Origin of the sequence: Gilliamella sp. App2-1 (assembly GCF_001690255.1) — a bacterium.
GTDB classification, from domain to species: Bacteria; Pseudomonadota; Gammaproteobacteria; order Enterobacterales; family Orbaceae; genus Gilliamella; species Gilliamella apicola_G.
In genome coordinates this window covers 1-22,164 of the sequence record NZ_LZGR01000015.1, presented here as the reverse complement: position 1 = coordinate 22,164, position 22,164 = coordinate 1, and the positions used below count along the sequence as shown (strand labels likewise).

General features: G+C 34.6%; 21 protein-coding genes. 16 read left to right on the top strand and 5 right to left on the bottom strand.

Annotated features, from left to right (window positions below):
- Positions 1-72 precede the first annotated feature (72 nt).
- The 4 genes from A9G22_RS01760 (at position 73) to tsaB (ending at position 4,972) form a co-directional block, all read left to right on the top strand.
- A complete protein-coding gene (locus tag A9G22_RS01760) occupies positions 73-1,050 on the top strand; it encodes a glycosyltransferase family 8 protein (protein WP_081297028.1) in 978 nt (325 codons plus the stop codon).
- 420 nt (positions 1,051-1,470) lie between these two features.
- Entirely contained in the window at positions 1,471-1,740 is a 270-nt protein-coding gene (locus A9G22_RS01755) for a glycosyltransferase (protein ID WP_141669940.1), read from the top strand.
- A 616-nt stretch (positions 1,741-2,356) separates the two neighbouring features.
- The gene (locus A9G22_RS01750; RefSeq protein WP_065587417.1) at positions 2,357-4,261 is read left to right on the top strand and encodes an ATP-dependent DNA helicase; all 1,905 of its coding nucleotides are present in this window, start codon (positions 2,357-2,359) and stop codon (positions 4,259-4,261) included.
- A 30-nt stretch (positions 4,262-4,291) separates the two neighbouring features.
- A complete protein-coding gene (gene tsaB / locus A9G22_RS01745; protein WP_065587418.1) occupies positions 4,292-4,972 on the top strand; it encodes a tRNA (adenosine(37)-N6)-threonylcarbamoyltransferase complex dimerization subunit type 1 TsaB in 681 nt (226 codons plus the stop codon).
- Positions 4,973-5,034: 62 nt separating this feature from the next.
- Here the strand turns inward: tsaB and A9G22_RS01740 are convergent, their stop codons facing one another.
- On the bottom strand, positions 5,035-5,301 hold the full coding sequence (locus tag A9G22_RS01740; protein ID WP_034912061.1) for a GrxA family glutaredoxin: 267 nt from the start codon (positions 5,299-5,301) through the stop codon (positions 5,035-5,037).
- Between the two features lie 349 nt (positions 5,302-5,650).
- Here A9G22_RS01740 and A9G22_RS01735 point away from each other — a divergent pair, with 349 nt between their 5' ends.
- The 4 genes from A9G22_RS01735 (at position 5,651) to A9G22_RS01720 (ending at position 8,559) form a co-directional block, all read left to right on the top strand.
- Entirely contained in the window at positions 5,651-6,325 is a 675-nt protein-coding gene (locus tag A9G22_RS01735; RefSeq protein WP_065587419.1) for a DUF2884 family protein, read from the top strand.
- A gap of 78 nt (positions 6,326-6,403) precedes the next feature.
- Positions 6,404-7,255: a bifunctional methylenetetrahydrofolate dehydrogenase/methenyltetrahydrofolate cyclohydrolase FolD gene (gene folD, locus A9G22_RS01730; protein ID WP_065587420.1), complete on the top strand. Its 852-nt coding sequence runs from the start codon at positions 6,404-6,406 to the stop codon at positions 7,253-7,255.
- 70 nt (positions 7,256-7,325) lie between these two features.
- Positions 7,326-7,817 carry a peptidylprolyl isomerase B gene (gene ppiB, locus A9G22_RS01725; RefSeq protein ID WP_065587421.1) on the top strand — a complete coding sequence of 164 codons (492 nt, stop codon included), beginning with the start codon at positions 7,326-7,328 and terminating at the stop codon, positions 7,815-7,817.
- Positions 7,786-8,559 (top strand): UDP-2,3-diacylglucosamine diphosphatase, encoded by a 774-nt coding sequence (locus A9G22_RS01720; RefSeq protein WP_065587422.1) that lies wholly within the window; start codon positions 7,786-7,788, stop codon positions 8,557-8,559. Before ppiB ends, A9G22_RS01720 begins: the two co-directional genes overlap by 32 nt.
- Here the strand turns inward: A9G22_RS01720 and modC are convergent.
- From modC to modA, 3 genes are read right to left on the bottom strand one after another with little or no spacing between them, the layout of a single operon-like run.
- A complete protein-coding gene (modC, locus tag A9G22_RS01715) occupies positions 8,538-9,218 on the bottom strand; it encodes a molybdenum ABC transporter ATP-binding protein (protein WP_065587423.1) in 681 nt (226 codons plus the stop codon). The two genes, A9G22_RS01720 and modC, sit on opposite strands and share 22 nt — an antisense overlap.
- Before the next feature lie 6 nt (positions 9,219-9,224).
- Positions 9,225-9,914 carry a molybdate ABC transporter permease subunit gene (gene modB, locus A9G22_RS01710; protein WP_075508242.1) on the bottom strand — a complete coding sequence of 230 codons (690 nt, stop codon included), beginning with the start codon at positions 9,912-9,914 and terminating at the stop codon, positions 9,225-9,227.
- A 27-nt stretch (positions 9,915-9,941) separates the two neighbouring features.
- Positions 9,942-10,694: a molybdate ABC transporter substrate-binding protein gene (gene modA, locus A9G22_RS01705; protein WP_075508241.1), complete on the bottom strand. Its 753-nt coding sequence runs from the start codon at positions 10,692-10,694 to the stop codon at positions 9,942-9,944.
- Positions 10,695-10,969: 275 nt separating this feature from the next.
- Here modA and A9G22_RS01700 point away from each other — a divergent pair, with 275 nt between their 5' ends.
- From A9G22_RS01700 to amtB, 8 genes are all read left to right on the top strand, one after another.
- Positions 10,970-11,758 (top strand): TOBE domain-containing protein, encoded by a 789-nt coding sequence (locus A9G22_RS01700; protein ID WP_065587426.1) that lies wholly within the window; start codon positions 10,970-10,972, stop codon positions 11,756-11,758.
- Between the two features lie 15 nt (positions 11,759-11,773).
- The gene (modF, locus tag A9G22_RS01695; protein ID WP_065587427.1) at positions 11,774-13,246 is read left to right on the top strand and encodes a molybdate ABC transporter ATP-binding protein ModF; all 1,473 of its coding nucleotides are present in this window, start codon (positions 11,774-11,776) and stop codon (positions 13,244-13,246) included.
- A gap of 380 nt (positions 13,247-13,626) precedes the next feature.
- Entirely contained in the window at positions 13,627-15,633 is a 2,007-nt protein-coding gene (gene uvrB, locus A9G22_RS01690) for an excinuclease ABC subunit UvrB (RefSeq protein WP_075508240.1), read from the top strand.
- A gap of 532 nt (positions 15,634-16,165) precedes the next feature.
- On the top strand, positions 16,166-16,666 hold the full coding sequence (gene purE / locus A9G22_RS01680) for a 5-(carboxyamino)imidazole ribonucleotide mutase (RefSeq protein WP_075508246.1): 501 nt from the start codon (positions 16,166-16,168) through the stop codon (positions 16,664-16,666).
- A 1-nt stretch (position 16,667) separates the two neighbouring features.
- Complete coding sequence (gene purK / locus A9G22_RS01675; protein ID WP_075508239.1) at positions 16,668-17,744, top strand: 5-(carboxyamino)imidazole ribonucleotide synthase; 1,077 nt, start codon at positions 16,668-16,670, stop codon at positions 17,742-17,744.
- 41 nt (positions 17,745-17,785) lie between these two features.
- Positions 17,786-19,273 carry a dGTPase gene (gene dgt / locus A9G22_RS01670; RefSeq protein ID WP_075508238.1) on the top strand — a complete coding sequence of 496 codons (1,488 nt, stop codon included), beginning with the start codon at positions 17,786-17,788 and terminating at the stop codon, positions 19,271-19,273.
- 266 nt (positions 19,274-19,539) lie between these two features.
- Complete coding sequence (gene glnK, locus A9G22_RS01665; RefSeq protein WP_065587432.1) at positions 19,540-19,878, top strand: P-II family nitrogen regulator; 339 nt, start codon at positions 19,540-19,542, stop codon at positions 19,876-19,878.
- 21 nt (positions 19,879-19,899) lie between these two features.
- On the top strand, positions 19,900-21,180 hold the full coding sequence (gene amtB / locus A9G22_RS01660) for an ammonium transporter AmtB (RefSeq protein ID WP_075508237.1): 1,281 nt from the start codon (positions 19,900-19,902) through the stop codon (positions 21,178-21,180).
- A gap of 123 nt (positions 21,181-21,303) precedes the next feature.
- Here the strand turns inward: amtB and A9G22_RS01655 are convergent, their stop codons facing one another.
- A complete protein-coding gene (locus A9G22_RS01655; protein ID WP_065587434.1) occupies positions 21,304-21,780 on the bottom strand; it encodes a hypothetical protein in 477 nt (158 codons plus the stop codon).
- Between the last annotated feature and the right edge of the window lie 384 nt (positions 21,781-22,164).

Below are 22,164 nucleotides of genomic sequence, written 5' to 3'. Positions count from 1 at the left end.
TACTTCATTGTTTAATTTAACGTATGTTACAATGGTTCAATTTTTTTTAACCTAGTCGAACCTTGGCACAAAATGAAAGAAAATCTTTTTATCAGCGCAACTAAGACGTTATTTAGTAACGCCATAGAATCTCTAACAACCCTTCATATAGCATTTTGCTTTGATGATAATTATGCAATGCCAGCTAGCATTGCTATGTCTTCAGTAATTTTGAATAATCCCGATAAAAATCTGGTTTTCCATTTATTTGCTAATAATGTTTCTAGTGAAAAAATTATAAGATTTAATCAATTCAATAAAGAAAATATTACCATAATTTGTTACGAAATTAGCGATAATTTTTCAATTAATCCTGATACTTTAATTCTACATGTTTCGGCATCAACTTGTTTACGATTCGTTGTCCCACAGATACTAAATAAAGTCACTTCTCGAGTTTTATATTTAGATTGTGATGTGTTATGCACAAATAACCTTAATGAATTAACTAATATTGATTTAAGCAATAAATATTCAGCGGTTGTACCTGATGTCGAAAAAACACAAGAAAAACAATGCCTCGTTTGCGATATCCCATATGGTGAATACTTTAATGCTGGAATGATTTATATTAATACGGATATGTGGGTGCAAAATAACCTTACGGAAAAAGCTTTTGCGATGATTAATAGTGGTAAAGTTTATAAATTTGCCGATCAAGATGTTCTCAATATCTTAATGCAGGGTAAAACCGTATTCTTACCTAAACGCTTTAATTATCTTACTGCGCTAACTGTCGGTGGAAAAGAAGATAATCTTATCGGCGATGATGCCGTGATTATCCATTATGTCACCGGCAATAAACCGTGGTATAAACTATATTTGACGCCACTTTATCAACGTTATATCAAGTCTTCTCCATGGGCAAACGTTAAGTTATTGCTAGCTAATGAAAATGCCCCATCAACCACCAGAAGATATGCAAAATTACTTGCTAGCCAGCATAAATATTTTTCTGCATTCAAATATTATTTACTTTATTTGAAGCATAAAACTCTGAACAAACGTTAAGAAATAATACGGTAATTGGTGTTGATAAGTTTATTAGCAAAAACATGAGTTATTGTCATATGATTTTTAGATAATAAAAGGGTATTCCATATCCTTTTGTGTTTTGATGATAACGATGCCCTATTAGCTGGCATAGACATTGTTTTAAATATTGAAAATAATAAAAAAATCAAATTCGATCTCATATTTTTATGCATATTGTTTCGGAACAGAATAGACAAAAATTGGCAACAATAAAGTTTAATTATGTTTCTATAACTGAATATATTATTAATGATGAGTTTAAAGTTGATCAAAAAATACTGAACGATTTCCTATATCAGCTTATGTGCAATTAATTGCTCCCATAATTTTAAAAGATGTTGCTGAAAGATTGCTTTATATTGATAGTGATGCACTTTGCCTTAAAAACGTAGATTTATTTATCAGGTTAATTTAGAATTTGCTATTGTAGCTTCTGTTGCTGATGAGTCATATATGCAAGAGTCGCAATGTGCTAAATATAATATAGCATATGGAATTTATTTCAATTCTGGTATCATGTTGATTAATATACTATTTTGGTGTCAGGGAGATATTACTTTTAAATCTTTAAGGCTATTAAATAATGGTGATAAATACCAATATTCCAATCAAAACGTGTTAAATATTGCAGTAGGTAAAAGAAGAATTATATTAGCAAGAAAATAGAATAACTTATTGGCGCTATCAATAAATGGTAACGAGAATTCTAATGTGTCAGATGATACCGTATTGATTCATTACATAATTAAAAATCAACCTTGGCAACAGCTATATCGTTTTATATTATTTGACTCTTATTTGGAAAAGTCTCTGTGGACAGATGATTCACTGTCTTTATATACTCGAAAGAAAATATCCTCAATCCGAGCTTATTCTCGAATGATGTTTAAAGAAAAGAAACATTTGTTATCAATAATGCATTATTGAATTTATTTAAGAGTGAAATTTACAAAGAGATGTGTATGAATTTTTGTTGTTAACAAACCGTACATTCAAGTGATTATATTATTACTTCTTAAGAGAAAATTTATTGATTAAATAATTAGATTCATACACTTTATTTTTATTTAGCCCTTTGAACTGCTAGTATTCTTATATATCTTTTTTACTTAGTTATTGTTATAGTTCTAACAGTTTAAAAGTTATTAGCGATTCAATTCCGTTGCAACAATAAATCGTTATTTCAATTAACGGCTTGTTGTTTTCATAACATTGTATAATTCCAAAATTAGTTTTCAAGTTTATTGGTATTTTAAACTTATTTTTATTAGGTGCATTTTAAGTGATTGATGATTTTGCAGAGAATGGTTTGCTTGCTCAAGCGATTGATGGATTTGTGGCAAGAGAGCCACAACGAAACATGGCAAGTAAAGTTTCCGAATCCATAAAAAAACAAAATTCTCTTGTTATTGAAGCTGGAACTGGCACAGGTAAAACCTTTGCTTATTTAGTCCCTGCATTACGTAGCGATAAAAAAGTAATACTTTCAACTGGCTCTAAAAATTTACAAGAACAATTATTTAGCAAAGATCTGCCAATTATTAAAAAAGCATTAAATTATACAGGCAAGATATCCCTACTTAAAGGTCGTTCCAATTATCTTTGCTTAGAGCGAATGTATCATCAATATGCAGCTGCAGGCGATCTTGATAAAGAATTACGTGTTGATTTAGCTCGTATTAAAAATTGGTCAATTAAAACCAAAGATGGTGATATAAGCAAATGTACTACAGTCACTGAAGACAATCCAATTTGGACAATATTAACCAGTACTAATGATAATTGTCTGGGTAGCGACTGCGAACATTATAATGATTGTTATGTGGTGAAAGCGCGTAAACGGGCGTTAAATGCAGATATTGTTATTGTTAATCATCATTTATTTTTAGCTGATGTTGTTGTTAAAGACACAGGCTTTGGTGAACTTATTCCTCAAGCTGAGGTAATGATTTTTGATGAGGCTCATCAACTTCCCGATCTTGCCTGTCATTATTTCGGACAACAGCTAAGTAGCCGTCAATTATTTGATCTAGCAAAAGAAATTAATCTCTGTTATCGCACTGAAGTTAAAGATATGTCACAACTACAGCAATGTGCAGATAAACTACAAAAATGTACTCAAGATATACGCCTTGTCATTAATCAACAACCGCCAAAAGGTAACTTACGGTTTTTGTTTAACCAAGAAGCGATAAAAAAAGAGCTATCCTATCTTTTCGATGCTTTAAATTTTTGTCAAGAAGTATTGCTATTGGCAGTCGGACGTTCTTCAACCTTAGATAACTGTTTTGAACGAATTAATCAATATAATATGCTATTAAAACGGTTGCAGGAGACAAATGTAACTGGTTTTAGTTATTGGTATGAAAGTAGCCATAACTATTTTGTTTTTGCGCTAACACCATTGTCGGTTGCTGATAAATTTACCGAATTATTAACACAGCGCAAAGGTAGTTGGATTTTTACTTCGGCAACGCTATCAGTCAATAATCAGTTAGATTATTTTACCAAACGTTTAGGATTATCTGATGCAGATTCACTTATTTTAGAAAGTCCATTTGATTATTTGAATCAAACGGTTATGTGTGTGCCCCGTTATATTCCATCACCAAATGAGCGAGGTAACGCTGAAAAACTGGCCGATATTTTACTGCCAGTCATTGAAGCTAACAAGGGGCGTTGCTTCTTTCTATGTACTTCTTATGCGATGATGAATGCTTTAGCTAAACAGTTTCGAGAGCTAACAAAGTTACCAGTGTTAGTCCAAGGTGAAACGAGTAAAGTTAAATTACTTGAACAGTTTATTTATAGTGGTAATGCATTATTAATTGCAACAAGCAGCTTTTGGGAAGGTATTGATGTTAGGGGGGATACCTTGTCATGTGTTATTATAGATAAATTACCCTTTACATCTCCAGATGATCCTTTAATTAAGGCTCGCATGGAGGATTGCCAAATGCAAGGCGGTGATGCATTTTACGAAGTGCAATTACCTGAAGCGGTTATCACCTTAAAGCAGGGGGTTGGGCGATTAATTCGTCATCACAACGATCGGGGTGCGGTTATTATCTGTGATAATCGTTTAGTGATGCGACCTTACGGTGCAACATTTATTAATAGTTTGCCACCATCGCCAAGAACACGAGATATAAATAAAGTGATTAATTTTTTATTAGCTAAAAACTAATTGATAAAACTAATATATTTAGGAAAAAGAATGAGTACTATTTTAGCCATCGATACCTCCACAGAAGCTTGTTCAGTAGCTTTACTTTATCGTAATGAAATTACACACGATTTTAAAATATCTGCTCGCGATCATACAAAGCAGATCTTACCCATGATCGATAGTATTCTTAAACAATCCGATTGTTCGCTTTCTCAAGTTGATGCAATTGCCTTTGGTCAAGGTCCAGGGAGTTTTACTGGGGTTAGAATTGGCATTGGTATAGCACAAGGTTTAGCATTAGGAATTGATAAGCCGATGATAGGTGTATCAACGCTATTGACCTTAGCTCAAGGTGCGTATCGGACAAAGCAGGCGACGGATGTGATTACCGCAATCGATGCAAGAATGAGCGAAGTTTACTTAGGACAATATCATTATGAAAACAACCAATGGCAAGCGGTTATTCCAGAATGCGTGATTGCTCCCGAAAGAGTAATAGAAAAAGTGAATAATATTAATAAAAATGGTTATTGTGCTGGCACTGGTTGGCAAACTTATCCAGATATGATTAATGGTATAAGACAAAGTGATATTTTATTACCTCACGCACAAGATCTCATTATTATTGCTAGGAATAAATGGCAAAAGAATGACGTGATTGATGTTGAAGAGGTCGAGCCAACTTATTTGCGTAATGAGGTTACTTGGAAAAAACTACCAGGTCGTTAATAATAAATAAACATTAAAAAAGCCACCAAATGGTGGCTTAATTTTTATAAACTCATTTCTGGTTATTCTTTAAATAAGCCTAAATGTTCTTTAGCATACGCTTCAAAATCTGTACAGCCACCGATTGGTTTTTCATCAATAAAGATTTGCGGCACAGTTTCAACAGGTTTGCCAACACTTTTAGAAAGATCTTCTTTAGTGATACCTTCAGCATTAATATCAACATAACGATAAGAAAAATCATCACGCTCTTGAGAAAGCTTTTCGGCTAGTTCTTTAGCGCGGACACAATAAGGACAACCTTGACGGCCAAAAATTACAGTATACATTTTTTCACCTTTATTATTTATTTCAAACATGTACTTACTATACTTCACTTTTAAAGAAAAAAAAGAGGTTAAATATAGTTGGTTAAATAGATTATATCTATTGATAAAGGATTTGGAAAGTCAACTAGCTTTATGGCTAAAAACTTGAATTTGGTTGCTTATTTTTTCACAATTTCACAACCTCCTTTTACCGTGACAGAAAGGTAATTGTATTTCTATAAAAATCGGTCAGGAAAGTTATTGATTTTATTTAATTTTTTTAATTATATTACAGCATGCGTTCAACTTTATTATGTTTATTATCTAGTAGAAGTTATAATCTATATTAATTAACCAACTGGATATAAATATGTTGAAAAATTTATTATTGATTGCTTTATTGTTACCTATCTCTGTCTTTGCAGCTAAAAAAGAGTGTGAGATTAAACCCAGTTATGATATTACGATAAGCAAAGAAAGTGTACGTATTTTTAATAAAAAAAATGATTTAAACATCACTCCAAATGGCAATGTCGTCTTAAATAAAAAATCAGCAATACTTAATCCTTTATTACAAAAGAAACTGGCTCTATTTCAACAAGATTTACGACAAAAGTTACCACAGTTAGAACAACAATATTTAAACCTTTTGTTAGAGGTTAAAATAACTTTTGAACAAGCAATAAAAAATCAATTGGGCGATGATAATGGGCTTAAAAATGAATTAGACAAATTCTATAAACGTTTAGTCAAGTTATTACATGCTTCGATTATTACTGAAAATGGTAATACACGATTTTTCTACCAAAATTTTAATAATTTAAAAAAAGATGGAGAAGATATCGGTCAACGTATTTTTTATAATGTGGTGGGGGGCAGTATTTTACATTTCGATTTCTTTAAAAATTTAGGCGCAATCAAACAAATCTCTAAAAATGAGTGGAAAGCTCAAAAACCTAAATTAAAAGCTTTTGATGCCCATATTTGTTCAGTTATTACCGATATTGATGCGCAATACAAACAAATATTAGCTCAACTTAATTAATCACCTTACAAGTAAATAGACATTAATAAAAACTTTTGCGAAAATAGTACCTTTATTCGGATAGCTAAACGGAAGCTTATGACTGCACATATCATTGATGGAAAAGAATTAGCACAACAAATACGAACTGACATTGCTAATAAAGTTAACACACGTATTGAAAAAGGTCTATCTGTTCCTGGGCTTGCAGTAATTCAAGTGGGTTCAGATCCCGCATCAAAAATCTATGTCAAAAATAAGCAAAAAGCTTGTGATGATGTTGGTTTTATTTCATTTGCATATGACTTCCCAACGTCGACTACTGATGAATTGTTGACATTAATTGACGAACTCAATCAACGATCAGATGTACATGGTATTTTAGTGCAACTTCCTTTACCTGATAATATTGATAAAACTAAGGTGCTTGAACGTATTGATCCAAGTAAAGATGTTGATGGTTTTCATCCTTACAATATTGGCCACTTATTACAACGCGATCCGATTTTACGACCATGCACACCATATGGTGTGGTTAAAATGCTTGAGTCAACCGGTATTAATTTATCAGGATTAAATGCCACTGTGGTTGGTGCATCAAGCATTGTAGGTCGTCCAATGGCATTAGAATTATTGTTATTAGGCTGCACAACAACCATTACTCATAGTCGTACTATTGATTTAGCCAAACATGTGAGTAATGCGGATATCGTTGTTGTAGGAGTTGGCATTCCTAATTATGTTAAGGGTGAGTGGATAAAACCAGGCGCAATCGTGATTGATGTTGGTATCAATCGCTTGCCAGATGGTAAACTAGCCGGCGATGTGGAGTTTGATGTTGCCGTTAAACGGGCAGGTTGGATAACGCCTGTGCCTGGCGGTGTTGGTCCAATGACCGTTGCTATGTTAATGAGTAACACGCTTGAAGCATGTGAAAAATTTAGTAAGTAAGTCAAATTGATTAAGGCTCACTAAATTTTGCTCTAAAGATGTACATTAAATAAAAAATAAGGAACATGTCATGATTACATTTCACACTAATTTAGGTGATATTAAAATCAAAACTTTTGACGACAAAGCGCCAGAAACCGTTAAAAATTTTGTTGAATATTGCAAAGACGGTTTTTACAACAACACAATCTTCCATCGTGTTATTAATAATTTCATGATTCAAGGTGGCGGTTTTGAGCCAGGCATGAAGCAGAAAAAAACGAAAGATCCGATCAAAAACGAAGCGGATAACGGATTAAAAAACAATCGTGGCACATTAGCAATGGCACGTACATCTGATCCACACTCTGCGACAGCACAGTTTTTTATCAATGTGGTTGATAATGATTATCTTAATTTCCGCTCTGCGGATGTTAATGGCTATGGCTATTGTGTTTTTGCACAAGTCGTCGAAGGGCTTGATGTGGTTGATAAAATCAAAGTCGTTAAAACAGGGCGTAGCGGTATGCATTCAGATGTTCCTGTGGAAGATGTCATTATTACGAGTGTTACGGTTGAATAATCCTGTTCGTTATTTTATCGCTGATATTCATCTAACCGATAATGAGCCTGATGGTTATATGGGTATAACCGCAGGCTTTCTGTCTTTTTTAAACACATTACCCGATAATTGCGAACTGTATATTTTAGGTGATTTGTTTGACTATTGGGTTGGGGATGATGTAGAAACAAACTTATATTACCAAGTTGCACAGGCATTACAAGCCTTATCAAAACGTCATATCAAAAAATATTTTGTGCATGGTAATCGTGATTTTCTGTTAGGTAAAAGATATGCTCAGCAGTGTGATATGATTTTATTGCCAGAAATTAACTGTTTGCCCAATCAAGAAAAAAATATTATTTTTTTACATGGTGATTTACTTTGTATTGATGATCATCAATATCAAAAATTCCGAAAAGTTATGCATAATAAATGGTTACAAAAACTGTTTTTATTACTGCCACGCTTTGTTCGACTTAAAATTGCGGCTAAGTTACGGCAAAAAAGTAGCCATCATAATCAAATTAAATCTGAAACCATTATGGATGTCAATCAACAAGCGGTGGTTGAAATAATGATGAAATATAATGCGGATATTATGGTGCATGGGCATACGCACAAACCAGCTACACATCATTTTCAAATTGAAGACAACCGTGCAACGCGTATCGTGCTGGGGGCATGGCATGATGGCGTGACATATATCAAACAAGAACAAAATAGTAATACTTTAGCTCTTTATAACCATCCTTTCAAATAATCACTTTGTAAAACTTGCTCGACTTTACCAAACTCAATCAGCTTGCCTTGATCTAAAATTGCTACATTATTAGCTATCTTTTTAACTTCATTAATATTATGTGTTACATAAATAATCGGTATATTTAAATCATTGGCTAACTCATCAATATAAGTTAACAGCTCTTTTTTTCTGGGCATATCAAGGGCGGAAAGCGGTTCGTCCATCAGTAGCAATAGAGGATTGGTTAATAGTGCTCGACCGATTGCCACCCGCTGTTTTTCGCCTCCAGATAACATTGCTGGATAGCGATTTAATAATGAGTGGATATTAAGTACATTCACGATTTCGTCAAATTTTGAAGAATTGAAGTCTTTAGCACCATAAGTTAAATTTTTAATCACTTTATAATGAGGGAAGAGTAATGCATCTTGAAAAACGGTACCAATCTGCCGATTTTCTGGAACAACAAAAAGACGATTATCACAATCAACCAAAGGTACGTTATGTAGTTGAATATAACCTTGATCAGGTTTAATTAACCCATTAATAAGGTTAATTAACGTTGATTTTCCCGAGCCAGAAACACCCAAAATAGCGGTAACACCTTGACAATCTATTTCATAGTTGAATTGAAATGAAAACGAAGCAAATTTTTTTCTAACATCTATTTTTAACATACTTAATTATCCTGCTAGCTTCTTCTTATGCCATCGATTTAATAATTCGGATAAAAAAAGGGCAATGAGTGACAATATAATCGAAATAACACAAAGTCGTAATGCACCTTGTTCACCATTAGGGATTTGCAGAAATGTGTACATTGCGAGTGGTAAGGTCCGCGTTTCACCTTGAATATTTGATACAAATGTAATTGTTGCCCCAAATTCTCCTAAACAACGTGCAAAGCCGAGTACTATTCCCATTAAAACCCCAGGAAAGGCTAAAGGTAATGTGATGGTGATAAATACTCGCCACTTATGGGCTCCAAGAGTTCGAGCAACGTTTTCAAGACGTATATCAATGGATTCAATGGCTAAACGAATCGAACGTACCATTAGGGGAAATGCAACCACAGCTGAAGCTAAAGCTGCACCTTGCCAATTGAAGCTAAAACTGATATTAAAATGGTAATTTAACCACTCACCAATAACACCATGTCGCCCCATGGTTATTAATAATAAATAACCTAAAACAACTGGTGGCAAAACAAGTGGAAGATGTACAATACTATCAAATAGTGATTTACCAAAAAAGTGACAACGTGCCAATACCCAAGCCGTTAAAACACCTATTGGTAAACTAAAGACAATTGCCGTGAAGGCTATCTTTAAACTAAGTATCAAGGTTTGCCATTCAAATTCTGTTAATAGCATATTTTATTACATGACTTACTTATTAAATTATTTTGTTATAAATCCATACTTCTCAAAAATGGCTTTAGCTTGTGGTGAGTTTAAATATTGGTAAAAATCAACTGCCTTTGTATTTAATAACGTGATGGGATACACAATTGACTTAAATGTATCTGTAGGGAAGGCCCCAATAATATTTACTTTATCACTTACTTTGGCATCGGTGCTGTAGACAATGCCAAGGGCGGCTTCGTTACGCTCAACTAACATCAAAGCGTCCCGCACATTGCTAGCTGGGGCCAATTGTGATCTCAATTGGTCAAATATTCCTAAATTAGTGAGTGATTCTTTTGCATAAAGTCCAGCTGGAACATGATCAGGATCGCCAATAGCGATTCTTTCGTCTTTAGGTAAAATCGCTTGCCAATTGGTATTGGTATTAATTAAGACGTTATCTAATGGTGAACTTTTTGGGGCAATAAGAACTAATGCATTTTTTAAGAGGTCTTGTTTATTCTTCGCTATATTATGCTCAATAAGGTAAGTCATCCACTTTTGATCGGCTGACATAAATATATCGGCTGAAGCACCTTGTTCAATTTGTTTCGCTAATACTGATGACGAAGCAAACGAAAATACAATATCCACATCTTGATGTTGAGTTTTATAAGCCGTTGCAATATCTTGCATCGCATTAGTTAATGACGATGCGGCAAATACCGTCAATTTTTCAGCTGCTATTGCTGAAAAAGCCATCGCTATCATTGCCAAAGCACCAATAATTCCAATCAATTTCTTCATTATTTTCTCACAATAAAAATAAGTTAATTTTGATGATTCATGTTTTTGTCGATATTTGGCTGTGATGAAATATCTTCACTGGTTAAGTAAAATACCTAACAACCGCTATATAAAAAAATATATATCGATATTAGCAAAATTTATTTATAAAGTACAACTAAACTGATACCAGACAGCAATCAATAAGATTTGTAGCATATTTTGATGGAATACTAAAAAGCGTTTACAATAATCACTCTTATCTCCTCCAGCTTGGTTGTGCATGGTGTTAAATTATGTTCTCTCCTGAAATTTTATTAACGTTGAATATTCAGCAACAGTTATTTACTGATCCACGGCGCATTATGCTGTTAAAAGCAATTGAACAAACCGGCTCATTAAGTCAGGCTGCCAAGCAAATTGGCGTTAGCTATAAAACAGCGTGGGATGCTGTCAATGAAATTAACAAATTAGCGCCTAAACCTTTTTTAATTACCGCAATTGGCGGTAAAAAAGGCGGCGGCACTAAGTTGAGTGCTTATGCTGTTAGATTTATTCAACTTTATGATCTATTAACTCAGCTGCAACAAACTGCATTTAACATATTGAGTGATGATAAGGTCCCATTGGATGATATTTTAAAAGCTACTGCAAGATTATCATTGCAAACAAGTGCACGAAATCAGTTATATGGTACAGTTAAGCAGATTCAAACAAGCGATGTTGCTGGTTTTATTACTGTACTACTCTGTGATAATCAAACTGAGTTAACAGTTTACATTACACAGTCGAGTATCGATCGGTTAAATTTGAGTATTGATAAAACCGTCTTGTTACTTATTAAAGCCCCGCTGATTGAATTCCAAAATGAAGATGAAATCGGGAACGAGAACTGTTTATCAGTTTCTGTTGAAAAAATCACGACTGATGGTAAATGGAGCGAAATTGCTTTTTCATTATCTTCTGGCGTCGTGTTTTATGCTAGCAAGTTGGCTGATGAAGTTAAACAATCAGCCCTAACCGTAGGTAAACAAACTACGTTATTTATTCATCCACAACATATTATTGTTGCGACATTAGTTTAGCAATATGAGGTTATCATGCTACAAATAGAAAACGCACATTTTAAAATTAGTGACTACCAAGTTTTTACCATTGAATCGCTGACAATCAATCAAGGCAGCAATATTGCGTTTGTGGGGCGTAATGGTAGTGGTAAATCCCTATTAGTTAAAGCATTGAGCGGTGAACAAACATTATTATCAGGCAAAGTAATCAATCAATTTAAATCTACAGCTCATATATCGTTTGAACAATTACAAAAACTGTTTGATGATGAATGGAAACGTAATAATACTGATTTGCTAAGCAAAGGCGAGAATGATACTGGATTAACTACTCAGCAAATCATTCAAGAAAATACCTTTAATCAAGCACGTTGTCAACAATTAGCAACACAATTTGGGATAGAACATCTATTAACCAAACGTTTTAAATATCTTTCAACTGGTGAAACACGTAAAGTCTTAATCTGTCGAGTCTTGATGCAGCAGCCAGAGCTTCTGATATTAGATGAGCCCTTTGATGGTTTAGATATAGCGTCACGTGAAAATTTAGCCGAAATACTATCTGATCTTGCTAAGCAAGGTATTACTATTATTCTTGTTTTAAATCGATTTAGTGAAATTCCTACTTTTATCGAAAATATTGGCATACTAGCCGATTGTCAACTATTGAAAATTGATACAAAGGACACAATATTAAACGATACAACAGTTAAGCAATTAACTGATTTGGAAAATATTCCCAATCTACCATTACCAGAAGCTGACGAACCACCAACTCAATTAACTGAGCAATTAGATCGTGTCATATTAAACAATGGCTATGTTCATTATGGTGATAAAGCAATTATTAATGGATTAACTTGGCAAGTAAAAGCTCAACAAAATTGGCAAATTGTTGGGCCTAATGGTGCAGGTAAATCGACGCTATTAAATTTAATTACCGGTGATCATCCACAAGGATATAGCAATGATCTGACTTTATTTGGACGTAAACGTGGTTCTGGTGAAACAATCTGGGATATTAAGCGTCATATTGGTTATGTCAGTAGTAGCTTACATTTAGATTATAGAGTTAGTTCTAGTGTTAAAACTGTATTATTATCTGGTTATTTTGATTCGATTGGTATCTATCAGGCGACCAGTGATAAACAAGCCAAATTGGCTGATGAATGGTTACAATTATTAGGATTAAAAGCGCTAGCAGATAAACCGTTTCAATCACTTTCTTGGGGACAACAACGATTAGTCTTAATTGCTAGAGCTTTGGTCAAACATCCGACTCTGCTTATTTTAGATGAACCCTTACAAGGGCTTGATTATCTTAATCGAGAATTAGTAAAACGTTGGATAGATCGTTTAATTAGTGAAGGGAACACGCAGTTGCTATTTGTGTCCCATCACGCAGAAGATGCGCCAAAATGTATCACTCACCGATTAACTTTTGTTCCCAACTTCGATCATAGCTATCAATACAAAATTGAACAGCTAAGTGAAACAATTAGTTAAACCTATTAAAACTTAGGTTAAAAATAGGAATAAACATTAAAAGAAAAGGGATTTTTTTTTGAAAATTTATCTTGATAATTGAAAAAAGTTTATAAAGACTATACTTATGAAGTTATCCCCGTTGCCTGTGGATAACTCTGTGAGTAGTTTATTGAAAAAAGCGCTAACCTCAGTAAGCATCAGGATTTTTCTTAATTTGACTGTAACTTAACCATGAATATATTTTTTGTTTTTTATCAACTAGTTATCATAAATCAAGTTGTAAATTAGTTACCTTTTTTATAAACAAGAAAGTTAATAGAACGAAAAATAGAAGATTTTAAAAGGTCAAGTCCTTTTGGGGATAATTTTTATTAATAGGTAAAATATTAGGTTGTGATGTGATGAAAAAATTTAAATTATGTTCCGAATTCAAGCCAGCTGGTGATCAACCTGAAGCAATAAGAAAAATTAATCAAAATATTGAAGATGGGATTGCTCATCAAACATTGTTGGGTGTAACGGGATCGGGTAAAACATTTACCATGGCAAACGTTATTGCTAAGCATAATCGTCCAACAATTATTTTAGCGCCCAATAAAACGTTGGCCGCTCAGTTATATGGCGAAATGAAGGCCTTTTTCCCTAAAAATGCGGTTGAGTATTTCGTATCTTATTACGATTACTATCAACCTGAATCTTATGTACCTTCAACCGATACATTTATTGAAAAAGATGCTTCAATCAATGAGCATATAGAGCAGATGCGCCTTTCAGCCACTAAATCGTTACTCGAACGACGTGATGTGGTGATCGTTGCTTCGGTATCGGCAATTTATGGTCTAGGTGCACCAGAAACCTATATGTCGATGATATTGCACCTAACAAAAGGCACTATCACCGATCAGCGGTCAATTTTAACTCGCTTGGCCGAATTGCAATACACACGTAATGAAATCAACTTTAGTCGTGGTACGTTTCGTGTTCGTGGCGATGTAATAGACATCTTTCCTGCTGATTCAGATGAACTGGCAGTGCGCGTAGAGTTATTTGATGACGAAGTCGATCGTATTGTTATGTTCGATCCACTTACAGGCAATAGCATAAATGAAGTATCGCGAATAACAATTTATCCAAAAACGCACTATGTAACGCCAAGAAACATTATGGAAAATGCTATTGCACAAATTAAACAAGAGCTTAAAGAGCGTCAAAAAGTGTTGTTAGATAACAATCGGCTACTAGAGGAACAACGTTTAACTCAGCGAACATTATTTGATATCGAAATGATGACCGAGTTGGGGTATTGCTCTGGCATCGAAAACTATTCCCGCTTTTTAGCTCAGCGTAAGCCGGGTGACCCACCAGCAACATTATTTGATTATTTACCTGCTGATGGCTTGTTGTTTATTGATGAATCGCATGTAGCTATTCCGCAAATAGGGGCTATGTATAATGGCGATCGTTCGAGAAAACTTAATTTGGTCGAATATGGTTTTCGTTTACCATCAGCGCTAGATAACAGGCCTTTAAAGTTTTCAGAATTTGAAAACATCATGCCACAAACCATTTATGTATCGGCAACACCAGCTAAATACGAAATTGAAAAATCAGGTAGCGAAATTATTGAACAAGTCGTTAGACCTACAGGGTTATTGGACCCCATTATCGAAGTTCGACCCGTTGCGACACAGGTTGATGATCTCTTATCCGAAATTAAAATTCGGATTAACAACGATGAACGAGTTTTGGTGACCACACTAACTAAACGCATGGCAGAAAATTTAACCGATTATTTGTCAGAACATGATGTCAATGTCAAATATTTACATTCAGATATCAACACGGTCGAACGTATGGAAATCATTCGCGATCTACGTTTAGGTAAAGTGGATGTACTAGTGGGAATCAACCTATTGCGAGAAGGTTTAGATATACCTGAAGTTTCGTTAATAGCAATATTAGATGCGGATCGCGAAGGTTTTTTGCGTTCCGAAAGCTCCCTTATCCAAACGGTAGGACGTGCAGCTCGAAACGTGAATGGTAAAGCGATATTATATGCTGATAGAATTACTCCAGCTATGCAAAAAACAATTGAGGAAACTGCTCGTCGTCGTAAAAAACAGGAAGATTTTAATACAGCACATGGCATTACACCAAAATCAGTACGCAAAGAAATTAAAGACGTACTAGAGGCAGGTTTAAGTACCAAGAAATCAACAGCTAAAGTACAAGCATTTGAACCCGGTAAACCTTATCATTATGTCTCTATTAAAGATGTACAGGCAAAAGTGAAAGAACTTGAAGCAATGATGTATGAAGCGGCTCAAAATCTGGAGTTTGAAAAAGCGGGTGTACTGCGGGATGAAATCAAAAAATTGCGTGCTGATTTTATTAAAGTGTCTTAATAACTCACCCAACAAGGAAAATATGATGACAATAACACGAATTGATCTAGATGATCGGTGGTCTGAAGCTGTGATTCATAATAATGTCATTTATTACGCCTGTGATCTTGCTGATCTTAAAAATGATACTTGTATATAAACCAAAAGAGCATTAGCTGAAATCGGCAACATATTGGCTAGCGCTAACAGCGATAAATCGCGTATTGGATGCAACATTATTTTTAATCAATAAAAGTGTCTTTACTGCAATGAACAAAGAATAAAATGGATGGTTGGTATAAGACACTAAACCAGTAGGTTGTGTAGTATAAGCAAGGTTAATGAAAAAGGAATCTCTATCGACATGCAAATCGAGGCTGCAATAAAAGCTTAACTTTTCCATTACCGTCGGTACTATTTGGCGGTAATTTTATAATTATATCACTAGTATCAGGCGTATTTATTGGCAAGAGGTAAAATCCTTGCTATCCCAATTAACTCATTTTGGTGTATACTTTACACACATCCTATTTTAATTGTTCAAACATTTGTCATGCACACTCAACCTAAAATTGCGATTGTCATGGGTTCTAAGACTGATTGGGACACCATGCAATATGCTGCCGATATTCTTGATGCATTGATTATTCCCTATCATGTTGAAATCGTTTCTGCTCACCGTACCCCCGATAAGTTATTTCGCTTTGCTGAAGATGCTAAGCCAAAAGGTTTTGAGGTAATCATAGCTGGTGCGGGTGGTGCAGCTCATCTACCTGGCATGTTAGCTGCTAAAACATTAGTTCCCGTGTTAGGTGTTCCCGTACAAAGTGCCGCACTAAATGGCATAGATAGTCTCTATTCTATCGTTCAAATGCCGAAAGGGATTCCGGTTGGTTGTTTAGCAATCGGTAAGTCTGGCGCAGCTAACGCGGCATTACTTGCTGCGCAGATTCTTGCTTTACATGATAAAGATATTTATCAACGCTTATCTACATGGCGACTAACTCAAACTGATGAGGTATTAAATCAGCCTGATCCAAGAGTGAATGCATAACATGAAACTTCAATCTGTTTGTGTACTGGGTAACGGGCAATTAGGGCGAATGCTTAAGCAAGCTGGCGAACCAATAGGTATTAAAGTCTATCCAGTTGGACAGGAAGTCGATCCGACAGTTATTCCATATCAACAGTCGGTAATAACAGCTGAAATTGAACGATGGTCTGATACCCCATTTACACAGATATTAGCCAAGCATCCCCATTTTATCAATCGGGATGTTTTTCCACTTATTGCTGACCGTTTAACTCAAAAACAGCTGCTTGATGAACTTGGCTTACCTACAGCTAAATGGTTTGCGCTTAATCAACCCCAAGATTGGCCAAAGTTATTTGGTGAACTGGGTGATCTATTAATTGTAAAACGTCGAACTGGTGGTTATGACGGGCGAGGACAATGGCGTATAGCCATTAATCACCCAACCACCGTCCCAGAGGATATTTATCAAAACGCCATTGTTGAACAGGCCATTCCATTTGAAAAAGAGATGTCATTAGTGGGTGCGCGTAATGCAAAAGGTGAAACGGTATTTTATCCACTTACCAATAACTCCCACCAAGATGGTATATTAAAAATAAGTGTTGTACGACCGAACGAATCTTCTTCATTACAAATAAAAGCTGAGCAAATGCTATCTGCCATTATGCATAAATTGAATTATATTGGCGTAATGGCAATGGAGTGCTTTATTGTTGGTGAGGAATTATTGATCAACGAACTTGCTCCTCGTGTACATAATAGCGGGCATTGGACGCAAAATGGTGCTTCGATAAGCCAATTTGAATTGCATCTACGTGCAATATTAGGATTACCACTCCCTAAGCCTGATGTCTTTGCGCCATCGATTATGGTCAACTTAATTGGTACAGAATTAAATCTTAATTGGCTATCTATTAATTTAGTTCATCTACATTGGTATGAAAAAGAAGTTAGAGTAGGGCGCAAAGTAGGGCATTTAAATTTAACTCATAACCAATCAAATAAACTTTTAGAAGCATTAGAGGATTTAGTACCGCTATTACCTAATGATTATCAAAAAAGTATTGAATGGGCAAAACAAAAATTAACGATTTAAGAGCCTAAATCAATTCAGGTGATTAAATTAAGGATGGAGCTATGATCAACTTTAATCAAAAAATCAATTATCAACGTTATGCTAGCAAACAGCGTGACCCCCCATCTGATGAGTACTCAATAGTATGTTGTTTTGAAAGCGATCGTGGACGCATCATAAACTCAGCCGCCATTCGTCGCCTACAACAAAAAACGCAAGTTTTTCCATTAGAACGTAATTCAGTGGTCAGAACAAGACTAACTCATTCTATGGAAGTACAACAAGTGGGCCGTTACATTGTCAAAGAAATCAACAACGGCCTAGGCAAAGCTGGAAAATTAAAAGAATATGGGCTTGATAATTGTATAATGGCGATTGAAAGCTTAGTTGAAATGGCCTGTTTAATGCACGATATAGGTAATCCGCCGTTTGGTCATTTTGGTGAAACCGCTATTAATAAATGGTTTACACAACGCTTAGGTCTTGGCAAATCGACAGTTTATCCAGTGCTTGAAAGCAATGATAACGATGATGACCAAATAAAAGAACTTAAAACCAAAATTCGCCAAGATTTATCAAATTTTGAAGGTAACGCCCAAGCAATTCGTTTAGTGCATACTATATTACGCCTCAATTTAACTTATTCACAAATTGCCTCGATTCTGAAATATTCTAGACCAGCTTATTGGTCTAAGCCGGTGCCTGTTGAATTTTCTTATTTAATGAAAAAACCGGGCTATTATTTATCAGAAGAACCATTTATTGAGGAACTTTCTAAACAACTTGATATCAAACCATTTCATCGTTATCCATTAACTTACATTATGGAGGCTGCCGATGATATCTCATACTGTATTGCCGATCTTGAAGATGCGGTTGAAAAGAAAATCTTAACCGCAAAACAGCTTTACTCATATTTAGCTGAGGAATGGGGACCGATTAAAAAAGGTGATCTGTTTGATACTGTTGTCAATGACTCTTACAAAAAACTAGAGGAAAATGAATACAATGCAATCGGCATCGATCAATTTTTTATGTACTTACGCGTCAATACCATTGCCAATCTGGTACCGCACGCAGCCAAACGATTTATTAAAAATATTAAAAAAATTTATGACGGGGATTTTGATCATGCCTTACTTGAAGATCATGGTGACAAATATAAATTACTCAATATTTTTAAAACAGTGGGATCTAAGCATATATTTAATCATGAGTCGGTCGAAAATATTGAACTGCAAGGATACCGAATTATTAGCGGATTGCTCGATATTTATAGCCCACTGCTTGATATGTCATCTGATGACTTTTTAAAGTTGGTTGAAGATGAATATCACAAAGATTATCTCATTGAAACGCGCTTATATCATAAATTATCATCAAAACATTGTGTCGCTTATAAACAAGCAATTAGCAAACTGCATAAAGATAACACAGATTATGATTGCAAGGAATTTTATTACCGGTGTCGCTTATTACAAGATTATATTAGCGGGATGACTGATCACTTTGCTTATGACGAATATCGCAAGCTAATGGTGACATTCTAACTCGTAGAAATTGATTAATAGCTGGCACTAATAATACGCATTAGCACCATATTAGTGCACTATAAGATATTCATATATTCAAAAAAATCTTAATTACTAATATTTTTATGTAGACAAACTATACGACTAAGCCTAAATTTTTAGAGCAACTGCCTTCTATTTTCTTTTATAAATTTTGCTTCAATAACTCCATTTAATACAAGTTATTTTTTGGCATGCTCTTTGCATCATTTATTTTGTAATCTCATATTTATTAGGAGCGATTGATGAAACTAGTCACCGTAGTTATAAAACCGTTTAAATTAGAAGAAGTTCGAGAAGCTTTATCCGACATAGGTATCACTGGATTAACCGTTACCGAAGTCAAAGGTTTTGGACGACAAAAAGGCCATGCAGAGCTATATCGTGGCGCCGAATATAATGTCAATTTTCTACCTAAAGTTAAAATTGACTTAGCCATTAGTGACGATCAGCTTGACGAAGTCATTAGTACCGTGGCTAAAGCAGCACATACGGGCAAAATTGGCGATGGTAAAATTTTTGTCTCTACAATTGAGCATGTAGTACGTATACGTACTGGAGAAATCGATGACACAGCACTGTAACTTACTGTCAAGGATATCGTTATGTTGAAAAAATTTATTTTTTCTTTAGCTATTTTATTTTCAAGTTCTGCTTTTGCTGATGAAGCCGGCATAGTTGATAAAGCCGATAATGGATTTATGATGATCTGTACTGCCTTAGTACTTTTTATGTCTGTGCCTGGTATTGCTCTGTTTTATGGCGGTTTATTACGTGCTAAAAACGTGTTATCGATGTTATCTCAAGTCCTTGTAACCTTTTCACTGATTGCCGTATTATGGATTACTTATGGTTATTCACTCTCTTTTGGTGAAGGAAATTGGTTTTATGGCAATTTTAACCACTTTTTATTAACGGGTATTGGTATTAAGGATGTGTCGGGATCGATCTATGAACTCATTTGGGTGGCATTTCAGGGATCATTTGCTTGTATTACCTGTTGCTTAATTCTAGGTGCCTTCGCAGAAAGAATGCGCTTTTCAGCTGTATTAATCTTTATGGCGTTATGGTTTACATTTTCGTACATTCCCATGGCACACATGGTATGGGGGGGCGGAATTTTGGGCGATGAAGGTGCGCTTGATTTTGCTGGTGGTACGGTTGTGCATATTAATGCGGCAATTGCTGGAATTGTCGGTGCTTATTTAATTAAAAATCGTCTTGGTTATAACCGTGAGCCACTAAAACCATTTAACTTACCTTATGTCTATCTTGGCGCAGCAATTCTTTATATTGGTTGGTTTGGTTTTAACGCAGGATCATCAACGCATGCTGATGAAATTGCAGGTTTAGCCTTTATTAATACTATTGCAGCAACATCTGCTGCGGTTTTAGCTTGGACATTAGCTGAATGGGTTTTACGAGGCAAACCATCATGCCTAGGTTCAGCATCAGGTGTAATAGCGGGGTTAGTTGGCGTAACACCCGCAGCAGGCTTTGTTGGAGTAGGTGGAGCTATGTTAATTGGGCTTATTTGTGGTTTTGCTGGTGTCTGGGGTGTATCAACACTCAAAAGAATTATAAAAATTGATGATACCTGTGATGTATTTGGCGTACATGGTGTATGTGGCATTGTGGGCTGTATTTTAACCGGCATATTTGCATCAAAATCATTAGGTGGTATTGGTTATGCCGAAGGCATTACTATGATAAGCCAAGTCGGGATTCAATTAATGAGCATTATAACGTGTGTAATTTGGACAGCAGTTATTTCTTTTGTTGCTTATAAAATTGCAGATCTTTGTGTTGGCTTGCGTGTTTCAGAGGAGCATGAGCGAGAAGGCTTAGATATTAACAGTCACGGCGAAAGTGCATTTAATAGTTAATCACTAAGTAAAATTGTTATTAATTAACTTTTACACATAAAAATGATTGAAATGAAATATAATTTACAGGGAAGAACCCTGTAAATTATGGCTTTTATTAATTATTGTTAAGTAAATATTTTTTTAATCATCCCAAAGCATAATCGCATTATCTTCAGTTAAGATTAAAGGTGGAGCAAAAAGGTACTCTTTTACTTTAGTCGGTAAAACTTGCATATCATTAAAATTAAACTGCAATTCAGGATAAACATTAGCAATTGCTTTTATTCGAGTATTTAGTAATTCCTTTACTTTATTAGATTCTTTGGCAATAGCGAGTTCATCTTTCAGTATGCCAATTTGTTTTTTATGATGTTCTGATTCAAATATCTCTCGAAAAACAAAAGAAAAACCTCCTTTATTATTGCCTCTATTATTATCGTGATATTCCCTATATTCAGAATGATGTAATTTAAGCTCTTTAACACGTAAGGCAATAATTTCGTCGATATGATCGGTATAATAATTTAAAGTAGGATCCAAATAAGCCAGTGTTCTATGTTCAGGTATTGAATTATTACTATGTACTAAGGTAAATAAAGGTTTTTTATATGTCTTCATTCTGTAACTTCCTTTTTAATTAAGATAAAAAGATAACAAGACCTTTAATAACGAAAAGCGATTGTTACTTTTCTATGTAAAGATGTTTCAGGTTAACATAAAGCTTTAATGTTAAAATAAATAGTTAAGATATTTAATTTTATTTTCTGTTCGTTGTTCAAATTAATGGATTTAAATTTTCAAAGCACAAAAACTTAAAAAATAAAACACCATTAGTAACAACTTCTGCTTGGCAAAAACGCAATAAACTATTGTATTTTTGCAAACAGCTAGATACTTATTATTGTCTTCTTTATTATTACTACTGGTAAGCGATACCAAATGGGAAGACAATTTGAACATACTGTGTAATACACTAATAATATAAAATATTTAATCATTTTC